The organism is Pantoea anthophila, from assembly GCF_026104315.1.
Classification (GTDB): Bacteria; Pseudomonadota; Gammaproteobacteria; order Enterobacterales; family Enterobacteriaceae; genus Pantoea; species Pantoea anthophila.
Genome location: NZ_CP110473.1, coordinates 1,325,324 through 1,339,666, shown reverse-complemented (window position 1 = coordinate 1,339,666; position 14,343 = coordinate 1,325,324). Strand labels below are relative to the sequence as shown.

The 14,343-nt window shown below is 59.4% G+C and carries 13 protein-coding genes; 5 read left to right on the top strand and 8 right to left on the bottom strand.

From position 1 onward, the window contains the following. Nucleotides 1–100: 100 nt before the first annotated feature. The 3 genes from ptrR (at nucleotide 101) to fghA (ending at nucleotide 3,083) form a co-directional block, all read left to right on the top strand. Nucleotides 101–1,012: a putrescine utilization regulator PtrR gene (ptrR, locus tag OJ965_RS08790; RefSeq protein WP_046102228.1), complete on the top strand. Its 912-nt coding sequence runs from the start codon at nucleotides 101–103 to the stop codon at nucleotides 1,010–1,012. A 91-nt stretch (nucleotides 1,013–1,103) separates the two neighbouring features. Next, on the top strand, nucleotides 1,104–2,228 hold the full coding sequence (locus OJ965_RS08785; protein ID WP_009089162.1) for an S-(hydroxymethyl)glutathione dehydrogenase/class III alcohol dehydrogenase: 1,125 nt from the start codon (nucleotides 1,104–1,106) through the stop codon (nucleotides 2,226–2,228). Between the two features lie 12 nt (nucleotides 2,229–2,240). After that, on the top strand, nucleotides 2,241–3,083 hold the full coding sequence (gene fghA, locus OJ965_RS08780) for an S-formylglutathione hydrolase (RefSeq protein WP_265138855.1): 843 nt from the start codon (nucleotides 2,241–2,243) through the stop codon (nucleotides 3,081–3,083). Nucleotides 3,084–3,154: 71 nt separating this feature from the next. Here fghA and OJ965_RS08775 read toward each other — a convergent pair whose 3' ends face one another. The 5 genes from OJ965_RS08775 to OJ965_RS08755 form a co-directional block, all read right to left on the bottom strand. Next, nucleotides 3,155–3,943, bottom strand: coding sequence for an ABC transporter ATP-binding protein (locus OJ965_RS08775; RefSeq protein ID WP_046102230.1), 789 nt, complete (start codon nucleotides 3,941–3,943; stop codon nucleotides 3,155–3,157). After that, complete coding sequence (locus OJ965_RS08770; RefSeq protein WP_265138853.1) at nucleotides 3,943–5,019, bottom strand: FecCD family ABC transporter permease; 1,077 nt, start codon at nucleotides 5,017–5,019, stop codon at nucleotides 3,943–3,945. Before OJ965_RS08770 ends, OJ965_RS08775 begins: the two co-directional genes overlap by 1 nt. Nucleotides 5,020–5,325: 306 nt before the next feature. Beyond that, nucleotides 5,326–6,792 (bottom strand): amino acid permease, encoded by a 1,467-nt coding sequence (locus OJ965_RS08765; RefSeq protein ID WP_265138851.1) that lies wholly within the window; start codon nucleotides 6,790–6,792, stop codon nucleotides 5,326–5,328. Nucleotides 6,793–6,908: 116 nt separating this feature from the next. Next, nucleotides 6,909–7,775 carry a DNA-binding transcriptional regulator YeiE gene (gene yieE, locus OJ965_RS08760; protein WP_111208541.1) on the bottom strand — a complete coding sequence of 289 codons (867 nt, stop codon included), beginning with the start codon at nucleotides 7,773–7,775 and terminating at the stop codon, nucleotides 6,909–6,911. An 18-nt stretch (nucleotides 7,776–7,793) separates the two neighbouring features. After that, nucleotides 7,794–8,159 (bottom strand): YkvA family protein, encoded by a 366-nt coding sequence (locus OJ965_RS08755; protein ID WP_046102233.1) that lies wholly within the window; start codon nucleotides 8,157–8,159, stop codon nucleotides 7,794–7,796. Nucleotides 8,160–8,265: 106 nt separating this feature from the next. Here OJ965_RS08755 and OJ965_RS08750 point away from each other — a divergent pair, with 106 nt between their 5' ends. Together OJ965_RS08750 and nfo are read left to right on the top strand one after the other, a co-directional pair. Further along, a complete protein-coding gene (locus tag OJ965_RS08750; RefSeq protein ID WP_265138848.1) occupies nucleotides 8,266–9,318 on the top strand; it encodes a YeiH family putative sulfate export transporter in 1,053 nt (350 codons plus the stop codon). A 51-nt stretch (nucleotides 9,319–9,369) separates the two neighbouring features. After that, entirely contained in the window at nucleotides 9,370–10,215 is an 846-nt protein-coding gene (gene nfo / locus OJ965_RS08745) for a deoxyribonuclease IV (protein WP_058956715.1), read from the top strand. Nucleotides 10,216–10,329: 114 nt separating this feature from the next. On the opposite strand, the gene fruA is transcribed toward nfo, so the two are convergent. From fruA to fruB, 3 genes are read right to left on the bottom strand one after another with little or no spacing between them, the layout of a single operon-like run. Further along, nucleotides 10,330–12,048: a PTS fructose transporter subunit IIBC gene (gene fruA / locus OJ965_RS08740; protein WP_058956716.1), complete on the bottom strand. Its 1,719-nt coding sequence runs from the start codon at nucleotides 12,046–12,048 to the stop codon at nucleotides 10,330–10,332. A 16-nt stretch (nucleotides 12,049–12,064) separates the two neighbouring features. Further along, complete coding sequence (gene fruK, locus OJ965_RS08735) at nucleotides 12,065–13,003, bottom strand: 1-phosphofructokinase (protein ID WP_009089145.1); 939 nt, start codon at nucleotides 13,001–13,003, stop codon at nucleotides 12,065–12,067. Then, nucleotides 13,000–14,130 (bottom strand): fused PTS fructose transporter subunit IIA/HPr protein, encoded by a 1,131-nt coding sequence (fruB, locus tag OJ965_RS08730; protein ID WP_009089143.1) that lies wholly within the window; start codon nucleotides 14,128–14,130, stop codon nucleotides 13,000–13,002. Before fruB ends, fruK begins: the two co-directional genes overlap by 4 nt. Between the last annotated feature and the right edge of the window lie 213 nt (nucleotides 14,131–14,343).

Genomic DNA, 14,343 nt, shown 5'->3' with positions numbered 1-14,343 from the left:
TTCGGGCTGGGATCTTTTCTGACTTGCTAACAGCTTGCAGGATGTTTACACTCACGAAAAGTGAATAATCATGACCAACTTGTTTACAGGAAGAGAAGATATGGATTTAGTACAACTACGTATGTTCTGTTCCGTCGCCGAAACGGGTTCCCTGGCACGCGCCGCCGAACAGCTGCACCGCGTCCCCTCTAATCTCACCACGCGGCTGCGTCAGCTGGAAGAAGAATTGGGTGTGGACCTCTTTATTCGTGAGAAGCAGCGCATTCGCCTGTCACCGATGGGCCATAACTTCCTCAATTATGCGCAGCGCATTCTGGCCCTGAGTGAAGAAGCGATGAGCATGACCCGCACCGGTGAACCGGCGGGTAACTTTGCGCTCGGCTCGATGGAGAGCACCGCCGCCACCCGCCTGCCCGGTTTACTGGCTGCCTATCACCAGCGCTTTCCCGGTGTTGCCCTCTCGCTGATTACCGGCACCTCGGGCGAAATCATCGATCGGGTGCGTGAAGGCACCCTGGCGGCTGCGCTGGTGGATGGCCCGGTGGCGCATGATGACCTGAACGGCTGCATCGCGTTTCGTGAGGAGATGGTGCTGATTACCGGGCTGGATCATGCCCCTATCACCACCGCCCGCGACGTGCAGGACGATACCCTGTTTGCTTTCCGCAACAGCTGCTCCTACCGCGTTAAGCTGGAGAGCTGGTATCGCGACAGTCAGACCGCGCCGGACAATGTGATGGAGATTCAGTCCTATCACGCCATGCTGGCCTGCGTGGCGGGCGGTGCGGGCGTCGCCATGATCCCGGCCTCGGTGCTGAAACAGATGCCGGACCGTTCACGGGTGCAGGCGCACACCCTCCCCCCTGCTTATCGCAATACGGCCACCTGGCTGATGTGGCGACGGGACGCCTTTACTCCCAACGTGGAGGCGCTGAAGTACCTGATTATCGAAAAATTTGACGATCGGCCGCTCAATGATGAGCTGATCTACCCCTTACAGGCGGCGGAATAAGCGTTCCGCGCTATGTTTAAGAGCCTGGCTCTGATTAATCACGACCACCTGGCGCCACCGTGCGTCACAATCTGACTGGAAGAGGGATTGCATGAAAATGATCAAAACCCGTGCCGCCGTTGCCTGGGCTGCTGGCGAACCGCTGAAAATTGAAGAAGTGGATTTGATGCCACCGCAGAAAGGCGAAGTCCTGGTGCGTATCGTCGCGACCGGCGTCTGCCATACCGACGCCTACACCCTCTCCGGCACCGATCCGGAAGGCGTCTTCCCGGCGATCCTGGGCCATGAAGGCGGCGGCATCGTGGAAGCCGTAGGTGAAGGCGTGACCAGCGTGGAAGTGGGTGACCATGTCATCCCGCTTTACACTCCGGAGTGCGGCAAGTGTAAGTACTGTCTGTCGGGTAAAACCAACCTCTGTCAGGCGATCCGTGCGACCCAGGGCAAAGGTTTGATGCCGGATGGCACCACCCGCTTCTTTAAAGATGGCAAACCGATTTTCCACTATATGGGCACCTCGACCTTCTCGGAGTACACCGTCGTTCCGGAGATCTCACTGGCTAAAATCAGTAAAGAAGCGCCGCTGGAAGAAGTGTGCCTGCTGGGTTGTGGCGTCACCACCGGCATGGGCGCGGTCATGAACACCGCCAAAGTGAAAGAAGGCGACACCGTGGCGATTTTCGGCCTCGGCGGCATTGGCCTGTCGGCCGTTATCGGTGCCAAAATGGCGAAAGCCGGCCGCATCATCGCCATCGACATCAATACCAGCAAATTCGACCTGGCGCGCAAGCTGGGTGCCACTGACCTAATCAACCCGAAAGATTACGATAAGCCGATTCAGGAGGTGATTGTTGAGCTGACCGATGGCGGCGTGGATTTCTCCTTTGAATGTATCGGCAACGTCAACGTCATGCGTTCCGCGCTGGAGTGCTGCCACAAAGGCTGGGGCGAGTCTGTGATTATCGGTGTGGCCGGTGCCGGTGAAGAGATCTCTACCCGTCCGTTCCAGCTGGTGACCGGGCGCGTCTGGCGTGGCTCCGCCTTCGGTGGCGTGAAAGGCCGCTCACAGCTGCCGGGTATCGTGCAGGATTACCTCGACGGTAAATTTGCCCTGAACGACTTCATCACCCACACCATGCCGCTGGAAGAGATCAACGACGCCTTTGATTTAATGCACGAAGGAAAATCGATCCGCTCGGTTGTGCATTTCAACAGGTAATCAGGAGGCGTTATGGCATCCACTCTGGAGCTACTGGAAGAACACCGTATTTTTGGCGGCTGGCAGCAGCGCTGGCGTCATGCGTCGGCCGTGCTGAACTGCCCGATGACCTTCAGCATCTATCTGCCTGAACCGCAGGGCGATGCGCCGCCACCGGTGGTCTGGTTTCTGGCCGGGCTGACCTGCAACGACGAGAACTTCACGACCAAAGCGGGCGCGCAGCGGGTGGCGGCGGAGCTGGGTCTGGTGCTGATTATGCCGGACACCAGCCCGCGCGGCGATCAGGTGGCCAACGATGAGGGCTACGATCTGGGTCAGGGAGCGGGATTTTATCTCAATGCCACCCAGCAGCCCTGGGCCGCGCATTTCCGCATGTTCGACTACCTGAGCAGCGAGTTACCTGCGGTGATTGCGGATAACTTTAAGGTCAGCGACCGTCAGTCGATCATGGGTCACTCTATGGGCGGACACGGCGCGCTCATGCTGGCGCTGCGTCTGGGCAACCGCTTTGCTTCGGCGTCGGCTTTCGCACCGATTGTAAACCCGATGCAGGTGCCGTGGGGTCAGAAAGCGTTTCAGGCCTATCTGGGCGATGACCCGGCGGCCTGGCGGGAATATGACAGCTGTCAGCTGATGGCGGAGGTGGCGCATCGTCTGCCGATCCTGATCGACCAGGGCGACAGCGATCAGTTCCTGGCCGACCAGCTGCAACCGGAGCGGCTGGAAAGCGTGGCCAGTGAGGTGGGATTCCCGCTGACGCTGCGCATTCAGCCGGGCTATGACCATAGCTACTTCTTTATCGCCAGTTTTGTGGAAGATCATCTGCGCTTCCACGCGCAGCATCTTCTGGCGTAAAAAATCAGGGCCGCAACTGCGGCCCTTAACTTTTTTGCACGATGCCGGGCCGGTGACGGCCCGCCGTTGTGTCAGACCAGCGCCGGACCGGTCAGGCCATCAATCATCACCTGCGGAATGCCGCGCGAGCAGTGCTCGATTCGTCCATCGACGCCATAGACTTTCGCCAGGGTCGCGGGCGTAATCACCTTATCCGGCTGCCCCTGCGCCACCAGTGCCCCCTGTTTCAGCATCAGCGCATGCTGCGCATGACGCAGCGCAATATTGATATCATGCACCACCACCACCGTGACGATGTTGCGCAGGGCGGTTTCGCGCCGCACCAGATCCATCACATGAAACTGGTAGTTGAGATCCAGCGCGCTCAGCGGTTCATCCAGCAGCAGCAGCTCAGGGCGACGGATCAGCGACTGTGCCAGCCCGACTAACTGCTTCTGTCCGCCGGAGAGCTGGTCGAGATAGCGCATCGCCAGATGGGCAATACCCAGCTGCTCCAGCAGGTGCATGATTTCGGCTTCGCTACTGGCGCTGTGCAGGCCGCCGGAGGCACGCTGTGCCACAATGATCGACTCCAGCACATGCAGATGCACGCCTGCAGGCAGGGACTGCGGCAGATAGACCACGTTCTTCGCCCGGCGGGCAAACGGCTGAGTCATAAGATCCTCGCCGTTGAGCCACATTTCGCCCTGCCCTTTGTTCAGTCCGGCCAGGGCCCGCAGCAGTGTCGATTTGCCGCAGCCGTTGGGCCCCAGCAGCACGGTGATCTCCCCACGCGGCAGCGGCGCCACGTTGAGATTCTCAATCACCTTATGTTTTGGGTAACCGGCACTGAAGCCGCGTAACGTCAGACCCTGTTCCATCACACTGTCCCCCGGTGACGCAGAATAATACTCAGGAAGAACGGCACGCCAATCAGTGAGGTGACGATGCCGACCGGGATGATCACGCCCGGAAGCAGGTTTTTCGACGCGACCGAGGCCAGCGACAGCACCAGGGCTCCGACCAGCGCGCTGGCTGGCAGATAGAAGCGGTGATCTTCACCAAACATCATGCGGGCAATATGGGGAGCGACCAGGCCGATAAAGCCAATCGGGCCGACAAAGGCCACGGCCAGCGCCGAGAGAATACTGATGCGCAGCAGCGTCGCCAGACGCAGACGACGCACGTCAATGCCAAAGCTGACCGCCCGATCCTCACCCAGCCGCAGCGCCGTCAGCTTCCAGCTGCTCATCATGGAGAACGGCACCAGGATCGCCAGCGCCACGGTCAGGACGCCCAGCTTCTCCCAGGAGGCGCGCGCCAGGCTGCCCATGGTCCAGAAAACCAGCCCCTGCAGGGTATCTTCGCTGGCGATGAACTGCATCATGGAGACCAGCGCGTTGAAGGTAAAGACCAGTGCAATGCCGAAGAGCACCACGCCCGCCGAGGAGACCTGGGTCCAGCGGGTGATGCCGTCCAGCATCAGGGCGGCAAACAGCGCAAAGACGAAGGCGTTGGCGGAGATCAACCACTGGTCAGGAATGCCGGGGATGCCGATGCCGAGGATGATGGCCAGCGCGGCACCAAATGCCGCCGCCGAGGAGACACCGAGAGTAAAGGGGCTGGCCAGCGGGTTATTCAGAATGGTCTGCATTTCTGCGCCCGCGAGGCCGAGCGACAGGCCTACCACAATCGCCATCAGGGCATAGGGCAGACGGATGTCCCAGACGATGACGCGGGTTCCGGCGTCGACGCTGTCGGGACTGAGCAGCGTATTCCACAGCGTCTCCAGCGAGAGTCCGGCCGGACCCAGCGTGAAGTCGAGGACCAGCGAGGCAATAATGGCCAGCAGCAGCACGCCGATCCAGATGACGCGGCGACGCAGCACCCGGTGGTAGCTATGCATGCTGTGCTGACGCGTCTCTTCTCCCGCCAGCAGCGAAGTTTCGGTAGTCATGTTTTAACCCTGTGTGGCTATCCTGTCAGAAAACGCAGCCACAATAGTGCAGGTGATAATAATTATCAATTCGTGAAGATAAGCGAGACGTGAAAAAAGGATAAAAAACGGTGTTGCAGGCGGGAGAATGGCTCAGGGAGCCTGTGCCTTTCGCAAAGACGCAAAACCCGCCATCCCTGGCGGGCTCAGCGCGGACCATCCCTGGCCCGCTATGCTTTGCTACAGGCACAGGCTCCCATCGCTTCACGATTCCTGCGGCCTGCCAGAACTGCGGCAGGCACCGTGCGCAGGAGTCAGCGCACAGAACTAATCTTTATGAACCGGGAACTCCATCTCGCTGTACTTCACGAAACGGCTGCCGCGCGTCAGCTTGTAGCCGAACCAGATGATCAGGAACAGCGGAAGGCCGATGTAGGTGGCCGCTACGCTGTACCAGTCGATGGTGTCGTTGAGAAACGCCTGATAGTTCTGACCCAGCGTGATGATCAGGCAGAGCACAAAGGCGAAAATCGGACCCAGCGGGAAAAAGCCGGAGCGGTAAGGCAGCGCGTTCAGGTCACGTCCCTGAGCGACATAGCCGCGACGGAAGCGGTAGTGACTGATCGCGATACCGAGCCAGGCGATAAAACCGGTCATGCCTGAGGTGTTCAGCAGCCAGAGGTAAACCTCCTGATTGCCAAATTTCGAGGTCAGGAAGCAGAGTCCCGCCACCACCGTCGTTGCCCAGAGTGCATTACGCGGTACGCCACCTTTAGAGAGTCTGGCGAAAATTCGTGGCGCTTTGCCTTCACAGGCCAGGTTGTAAAGCATACGGGTTGAGGCGTACATGCCGGAGTTACCCGCTGACAGCACGGCCGTCAGGATCACCGCATTCATCACCGCCGCCGCTGACAGCAGACCGGCATTCTGGAACACCAGGGTGAACGGGCTGACGCTGATATCGTTGATGTCATTGTGCAGCAGCTTGGGATCGGTGTACGGCAGGATCAGGCTGATAATCAGAATCGCGAAGACGTAAAACAGCAGGATACGCCAGAAGATCTGCCGCACCGCACGCGGAATATTTTTTGCCGGATCTTCAGATTCGCCCGCCGCGATACCGATCAGCTCGGTGCCCTGGAAGGAGAATCCCACAATCATCGCCACGCCGATCATCGCCGCAAAACCGCCTGCAAACGGCGCTTCGCCCACCTGCCAGTTATGCCAGCCCGCGTGTTCTGCACCGCGCATAATGCCGGTGATCATCAGCACGCCAACCACGATAAAAATCACCACGGTGGCCACTTTGATCAGCGAGAACCAGTATTCCGCTTCACCAAAGCCTTTGACGGAGATGTAGTTGAGCAGGAACATCAGGCCCAGGAACAGCGCGCTCCAGATCCAGCCTGGCGTGTCGGGGAACCAGTAATTCATCACCAGCTGTGACGCCACCAGATCAACCGCGATGGTCACCGCCCAGTTGTACCAGTAGTTCCAGCCGAGTGCGAAACCAAAGCCCTCTTCGACATATTTTGCGCCGTAGGTGGCAAACGACCCGGACACGGGCATAAAGGCCGCCAGTTCACCCAGGCTGGTCATCAGGAAATAGACCATCAGACCGATGAGCATATAGGAGAGAAGTGCTCCGCCGGGTCCGGCCTGAGCAATAGTGGCACCCGATGCGACAAACAGGCCGGTTCCGATGGAGCCGCCGATGGCGATCATGGTGAGATGACGTGCTTTTAGTGCACGCTGTAACGCAGGTTGTTGTGTTGTATTTGAGTCATTATGCATGTGTAAACGCTACGAAGGGTAAAAATGAGGCGAGATTGTAGCAGCCAGCTCGCCTCTGTATAGCGGAGCCACGCTGTTATTAGTTAAGTTCATGATCGCGCCCGAATTATTAGCGGTCACTCACGGCAGTAGGATAAAAAGCGCGTCAGCGCTTTGGAAATATGCTTCTGCCGGTGATGGATGCGATACAGCGTCCGGGTCAGGCGCGGCAGCGGAATCGTCAGTTCGATCAACGTTCCCGCCTCCAGCAGATCGGCGATCACCCGGCGCGACAGGCAGCTGATCCCCATGCCGTGGCGCACCGCATGTTTAATCGCTTCAGAGTTGCCGAGCTCCATCCCCAGCTGAAAGCTCGGCAGATGAGACAGCAGCAGATAATCGACGATTTCACGGGTGCCGGAGCCGCGTTCGCGCAGGATCCAGGGGGCGTCAGCCAGCGTTTTCAGGGTGACCGGCTGCTGCAGAACAGGCGCATCCGGCGCGGCAAACACCACCAGCTCATCCTCCAGCCAGGGTTCACTGACCAGTTCGGTCATATGGCACGGCCCCTCAATCAGGCCGACATCGACGCGGAAGTCGGAGACCGCCTGAATCGCATCCTGACTGTTGCCCACGCTCAGCTCCAGCGGCAGGCCGGGAAAATCGCGTCGCCAGGCCGCCATCATGCCCGGCAGCAGATAGTTACCGATGGTGCTGCTGGCGAAGATGCGGATGGCCCCGTTGTCCTCTTTGAACAGCTGCTCAATCTCCCCCGCCTGCTCCAGCAGACCCACGGCGCGGGGATAAAGCAGGCGGCCATGTTCGTTCAGCACCAGTCGTTTACCGACCCGATCAAAGAGCTGAACCCCAAGCTGACTCTCCAGATCGGCCAGCGCCGCGCTGACCGCCGACTGCGACAGCGCCAGCAGCTGCGACGCCTGGGTCGTCGAGCCACTCTTGAGCACTTCGGTAAAGACTTCGATTTGCCGCAGCGTAATGTGCATCGTCGATCCTTAAGTCTGTTAATGTCTGACGAGATAGATGATCAGCGCCAGCCAGATCAGCCCCACCACCACCAGCCAGCCTGCGATTTTTTTGCCGCGGGAACGCCGGGATGCGGCCCTTTCGCTGCTGCTGATGCGTACCTCACGCGGCAGCAGGCGCAGCAGCAGCATAACACCGGTCGGGATAATGACCGCGTCATCCAGCAGTCCCACAAACGGGATCACATCCGGGATGAAATCGATCGGGCTGACGCCATAGGCGACCAGGCCCAGCATGCCCAGCTTGTTCCACCAGGGCGTGCGCGGATCGCGAAAGGCGAACCAGAGTACCAGCACATCCCTCTTGATCAGCGTTGCCCAGCGGCGCAGACGCAAAACGCTCATAATGTCGGCCTTATCGTTTATTCCGGTTGATTATAAATATATTATCAATTTCACTTTTAAGCCAGTGCGCGCCATGATCGACACTCACTGAAGAGGAGTGACCCTTATGGCCGAACTGAGCATCGTTAAAACGCACTCTCCCGTTGTGCGCCTGTTTCCCGGTCTGCTGCTGACCGCCGCGCTCGCCGCTGCGGCGAGCTGGCTGGGGCAACAGCCGTTGATCGCGGGGCTGGGACTGGGTTCACTGACGCTGGCGATCATGCTGGGCATCGTGGTCGGGAATAGCGTCTGTTCCCCTCTCTCATCACACTGCGACAGCGGCGTCGCACTGGCGAAGCAGAAGCTGCTGCGGCTCGGGATTATCCTGTTTGGCTTTCGTATTACTTTACAGCAGATTGCCGATGTCGGCGTCAGCGGCATCCTGATCGATGCGCTGACCCTGAGCAGCACCTTCTTTATCACCTGTCTGCTGGGTATCCGGTTACTGAAGCTGGATCGCGAAACCGTCTGGCTGATTGGCGCAGGCAGCAGTATCTGCGGTGCGGCAGCGGTTCTGGCGACCGAGCCGGTGGTCAAAGCCGCGCCGTCGAAAGTCGCGGTGGCCATCGCGACCGTGGTGCTGTTCGGCACGCTGGCGATCTTCATCTATCCCCTGCTCTGGCCGCTGGCGCATCATCTGTTTCCGGCTCTGAGTGCTGCACAGTTTGGCGTTTTCACCGGCTCCACGATTCATGAAGTGGCGCAGGTGGTAGCAGCCGGACACAGTATCAGCCCGGAAGCCGAAAACAGCGCGGTTATTGCCAAGATGCTGCGGGTGATGATGCTGGCCCCGTTCCTGCTCTGCCTGGGGACGATGCTGCGCGGCAGGCGTCAGGGCCGCGCCCGTCAGCCGGTAACCTTTCCCTGGTTTGCCTTACTGTTTATTGCGGTCGCGCTGTTTAACTCGCTGCAGCTGCTGCCTGCTGCGCTGGTGGCCTCACTGAATCAGCTGGCTGGCCTGCTGCTGGCGATGGCGATGGCCGCGCTGGGCTTAACCACCCGTTTCAGCGCACTGCGTGAAGCGGGCGTTAAACCCCTGCTGCTGGGTGCGCTGGTCTTTGGCTGGTTAATCGCAGGCGGTGGCACGATCAATCTGCTGGTGCAACATTTCATGGGCTAACCGCATCGGGTATCATGCCGTTTCATCCGTGCATAGCCCCAGGAGAAAGGCATGAAATATATTGGCGCACACGTCAGTGCGGCAGGGGGGGTGGATCAGGCCGTGATCCGCGCCCATGAATTAGAAGCCACCGCCTTCGCCCTCTTTACTAAAAATCAGCGTCAGTGGAAGGCCGCCCCGCTGACCACTGAGGTCATTGATGCTTTTCGCGCCGCCTGCGAGACTTATCACTTCACATCACAGCAGATCCTGCCGCACGACAGTTTTCTGATTAACCTGGGCCATCCGGTTGAGGAGGCGCTGGAGAAGTCCCGCGCGGCCTTCATTGATGAACTGCGGCGTGCTGACCAGCTGGGGCTGACGCTGCTGAACTTCCACCCCGGCAGCCATCTGCATCAGATCGATGAGGAGAGCTGCCTGAAGCGCATCGCCGAGTCGATCAATGTCGCGCTCGACCAGACGCAGAACGTTACCGCCGTCATCGAAAATACGGCCGGTCAGGGCAGTAATCTGGGCTTCCGCTTCGAGCATCTCGCCACCATTATTGAGCATGTCGAAGACAAATCGCGTGTCGGGGTCTGCATTGATACCTGCCATGCGTTTGCCGGCGGGTATGATCTGCGTACCGAGGCAGACTGCGAAGCGACCTTTGCCAGCTTTGAGCGCATCGTCGGTTTTCAGTATCTGCGTGGCATGCACCTGAACGACGCCAAGAGCGCCTTCGACAGCCGCGTTGACCGCCATCACAGTCTGGGAGAAGGAAATATCGGCAGGACGGTGTTCAGCTGGCTGATGAAAGATCCCCGCTTCGATGGCATCCCGCTGATTCTGGAAACCATCAATCCCGATATCTGGAAAGATGAGATTGCGTGGCTGAAAGCCGAACAGCAGGCATAGAAAAAGGAGCCTGAAGGCTTTCCAGACGGTGATGACATTAAAGCGAGGGAAGCAGGTACCTTATCAAAGCAAACAGGGAGCCATCTGGCTCCCTGTTTATTTCACTTCCGCGTATCAGGCTTTCGCCAGCTGCTCTTCCGGACGTTTCAGTACCGCGTAGCTCAGACCCGCAATCGCGGTGCCGATGACGATCGCCATCAGATAACCGAGTACCGGGGTAATCGCGCCAGGGATCAGCAGAACGAACAGTCCACCGTGCGGCGCCATCAGTTTCGCGCCAATCGCCATGGAGATGGCACCGGTCACCGCGCCACCCACGATGCAGCAAGGCAGAACACGCATCGGGTCGCGGGCCGCGAACGGAATCGCACCTTCAGAGATAAAGCAGAGACCCAGAACCAGCGCCGCTTTGCCCCCTTCCTGCTGACCTTTGTTGAACTTACGACGCGCAACCAGCGTAGCCACACCCATCGCCAGCGGTGGCACCATGCCGGCAGCCATGATGGCGGCCATCGGGGCATACGTCTGCGAGCTCAGTAAACCAACGCCAAACGCGTAAGCCACCTTGTTCACCGGACCACCCATGTCAGTACACATCATGCCGCCCAGAATCGCGCCCAGCAGAACCGCGTTCGCGGTGCCCATGTTCGCCAGCCAGTGGGTCAGACCGTTCATGATGCCCGCAACTGGTTTGCCTACCACGTAGATCATCAGCAGGCCGGTAATCAGACTGGCAAACAGCGGAATAATCAGTATCGGTTTCAGCGCTTCCATACTCTGCGGCAGTTTAACTTTGCCGCTGATCAGCTTCGCCGCATAACCGGCAATGAAGCCCGCGATAATACCGCCTAAGAAGCCGGCGTTGATGCTGGTGGCGATCATCCCGCCAATCAGACCCGGGGTCAGACCCGGACGGTCAGCGATGGAGAAGGCGATAAAGCCCGCCAGTACCGGCACCATGAGGGCAAAGGCGCTGCCACCACCGATTTGCATCAGGGCAGCCGCCAGCGTGCCCGGCTCTTTAAATGCGGTGATACCAAAGGCAAATGAGAGTGCGATGCTCAGACCGCCTGCGACCACCATCGGCAGCATATAGGAGACACCGGTCAGCAGATGACGATACGCCCCTGCGCCACCCTGCTTTTTCTCCTCTTCTGCGCTGGCGTTGCTCTGTCCGCTGGCAGCCGCTTTATAAGGCTTCGCTTCGGCTACCGCTTTATCCAGTTCCTGGGCGGTTTTCTTCAGCGCCAGTCCGGTTGAGGTGCGGTACATCGGCTTACCGGCAAATTTCGCCAGGTCGACTTCGATATCGGCGGCCACGATCACCAGGTCGGCTGCCGCCACTTCTTCCGGGGTAATGGCGTTACCGGCCCCGACTGAACCGCGGGTTTCAACTTTCACCCACCAGCCGCGACGGGTTGCTTCGGCCTGAATCGCCTCAGCCGCCATAAAGGTGTGCGCCACGCCGGTCGGACAGGCGGTAACGGCAACCACACGTTTCTGCGCGCCAGCCTGAGCCGGAGCCGCAGCAGATGCGCCCGCCGGTGTCGCCACCGCAGCCTGCGACTGCCAGGTCTTGGCTTCTGCTTTCGCGCGGTTCAGGAAGGTTTCCGGCTCACGGACGGCCAGCTGGACATCGCCCTGCCAGAGCGCTTTGCCGTTCAGCGCCGCGTCGTCCGGCACGTTTTTACCCAGCACAATCACCAGTTCAGCATCGGCAGGGTTTTCAGTCAGGGTCAGGCCCGCAGCAGCTGCCGCAGCAGCCAGGCGCTGTTGCGCCATGTAAGCGGAAGCCAGTCCCAGTGTAGGGTCTTTTATCAGCAGCGTTTTCATTATCGCTCTCCTGCTGTCAGTTAACGGGTTGTAAGTCGACACGCGCCATCATGGCGGCCAACTGAGTTCGATCGGATACACCAACATTACTCTGGCTGACGGCCATCGCCGCCACGGCAGTGGCAAGACGCAGCGTATGCTCGCTGGACTCGCGCATCAGCAGACCATAAATCAGGCCGCCCACCATTGAGTCGCCGGCACCCACGGTGCTGACCACATCGCAGACCGGGGGTTTGGCAATCCATTCGCCGGAGGCGTTGACCCACAGCGCCCCTTCTGCGCCCAGTGAAATCACCACATGGGCGATGCCCTGCTCGCGCAGTTCGTGCGCGGCACCAATCACATCCTGCAGCGTCGGCAGTTTGCGACCGGCCCAGATTTCCAGCTCACGGCGGTTAGGCTTCACCAGCCACGGGGCGGCTTTCAGTCCTGCCACCAGCGCCTCACGGCTGCTGTCAAAGATGATGCACGGGCAGTGGGTGCGCAGTTCGGTCATCCAGCGGGTAAAGGCGTCGTGATCGACTCCTTCCGGCAGGCTGCCGCTGACGCAGACCATATCGAACTGGCCCAGCCAGGTCAGGGAGTCGGTGGTGAAGCGATCCCAGTCCTGACCCGTCACCTGAAAACCTGAGAAATTCAGATCGGTCACATCGCCGGTCTGTTCGGTGAGTTTTACGTTGATGCGGGTGCGGCCTGGCACCACCTGAAAACGGTTAGCAATACCCAGCTCGCTGAACAGCTGCTGGAAGCCATCCTGATTCTCTTTGCCCAGGAAGCCGCCGACGGTCACGTCAATGCCCAGATCTTTCAGGACTTTGGCGACGTTAATGCCCTTGCCCGCCGCATGCAGTCCGGTGGTTTTCACCAGATTGACTTCGCCGCGTTCAATTTCAGGGGTATAGCCCACCAGGTCATACGCCGGATTCAGCGTAATGGTGGCGACACGTCTGCTCATGCTGCCCCCTCGCCCAGACCACTGCTGATCGCCTCTTCAATGGCGTTCAGCGCCTGCTGTGCATCGTCGCCGCTGGCGGTAAAGCGCAGGCGATGCCCTTTCTTCACGCCCAGCGCCACCACTTTCATCAGGCTGCGACCATTGGCAGGTTTACCGCTGCCGTCGAGGTTGGTCACGGTGATCTCGCTGTTGAACTGCTTGATAACGCTGACCAGCGCCGTGCCCGGACGGGCATGCAGGCCATGTTCGTTGCGGATAGTGAATTCAGCGGTCAGGACGTCAGCCTGCTCATCGACTTCGCTGGTCAGCAGCGCATAAACGCCTGCGGCATCCGCTTTCAGTAGACGATCGGCTTTCCCCTGTTGCAGTAAGGCGCTCAGGTAACCCAGCACCTCCAGCGGACGTTCATCGGTTGCCGACACGCTGATCAGCATCGCAGCCGATTCGCCCTGATGGTCGAAGGGATGCGCAGCACGGCTGATCGCCACGCCACTGCGCAGGTTGCCCAGGCTGCTGTCGCTGAGCCAGATGCCCTGCCCCAGATTCAGCGGGGAGGCTGAAACCACATCCGCCACATAGCTGGCATCCACAACGCCAGCGGATTGCAGACGACCGGCGTTCATCGCCTGTAGGGTGATCAGGTCGCTGGCCGCGACGTCAAGGGTAATTAATGCGGTGTCGAAGCTGAATTCGGCGGCTTGTTTCTCGCCCATCAGCAACGCACGAAGATCTTCAGCAGAGGCGGTTTTCAGCTGTTCGGCAACGGAGTCATCGCTCAGTACGTGGGTCAGCTGACGCAGCAGCGCCAGATGCTCATCAGACTTCGCGGCAATGCCGATGGCGACATAGGCGGTCTGATCGTCACCCCAGGCAATGCCCTGCGGGAACTGAAACACCTGAACGCCGGTTTTCAGCACCAGATCGCGGGTGTCTGTGGTGCCATGAGGGATAGCGATGCCGTTACCGAGAAAGGTGGAGGTTTGCTGTTCGCGCGCCAGCATGCCGTTGACATACCCTTCAGTCACATTGCCCGCCGCGGTTAACGCGGCAGCGACCTGACGAATGGCCTCTTCTTTATTCTGGGCGCTGGCTCCGGTATGGATAGCCTGCAATTCGAGCTGGAACATAATTCTCCTCGCTTGCTGAGATTGAATCGTTTCAGCCGGTGGGGAGATTTTTGCGTCGCACTGTCAGGGACAGGTTGCCGGACCACCGCTGAAACGTTTCAGGGATTGTGGTACAGCGCGATTCTGCAGGCAAGAAAATGCGCAAACGGCGTAGCAGATTTTTGATGTTACGCACATTTCATGACGGTTATGAGGCAGAAAGGTCGATCCGGC

Coding starts and splice junctions, on each gene's coding strand:
- ptrR (WP_046102228.1), top strand. CDS start 101: ATGGATTTAGTACAACTACGTATGTTCTGTTCCGTCGCCGAAACGGGT.
- OJ965_RS08785 (WP_009089162.1), top strand. CDS start 1,104: ATGAAAATGATCAAAACCCGTGCCGCCGTTGCCTGGGCTGCTGGCGAA.
- fghA (WP_265138855.1), top strand. CDS start 2,241: ATGGCATCCACTCTGGAGCTACTGGAAGAACACCGTATTTTTGGCGGC.
- OJ965_RS08775 (WP_046102230.1), bottom strand. CDS start 3,943: ATGGAACAGGGTCTGACGTTACGCGGCTTCAGTGCCGGTTACCCAAAA.
- OJ965_RS08770 (WP_265138853.1), bottom strand. CDS start 5,019: ATGACTACCGAAACTTCGCTGCTGGCGGGAGAAGAGACGCGTCAGCAC.
- OJ965_RS08765 (WP_265138851.1), bottom strand. CDS start 6,792: ATGCATAATGACTCAAATACAACACAACAACCTGCGTTACAGCGTGCA.
- yieE (WP_111208541.1), bottom strand. CDS start 7,775: ATGCACATTACGCTGCGGCAAATCGAAGTCTTTACCGAAGTGCTCAAG.
- OJ965_RS08755 (WP_046102233.1), bottom strand. CDS start 8,159: ATGAGCGTTTTGCGTCTGCGCCGCTGGGCAACGCTGATCAAGAGGGAT.
- OJ965_RS08750 (WP_265138848.1), top strand. CDS start 8,266: ATGGCCGAACTGAGCATCGTTAAAACGCACTCTCCCGTTGTGCGCCTG.
- nfo (WP_058956715.1), top strand. CDS start 9,370: ATGAAATATATTGGCGCACACGTCAGTGCGGCAGGGGGGGTGGATCAG.
- fruA (WP_058956716.1), bottom strand. CDS start 12,048: ATGAAAACGCTGCTGATAAAAGACCCTACACTGGGACTGGCTTCCGCT.
- fruK (WP_009089145.1), bottom strand. CDS start 13,003: ATGAGCAGACGTGTCGCCACCATTACGCTGAATCCGGCGTATGACCTG.
- fruB (WP_009089143.1), bottom strand. CDS start 14,130: ATGTTCCAGCTCGAATTGCAGGCTATCCATACCGGAGCCAGCGCCCAG.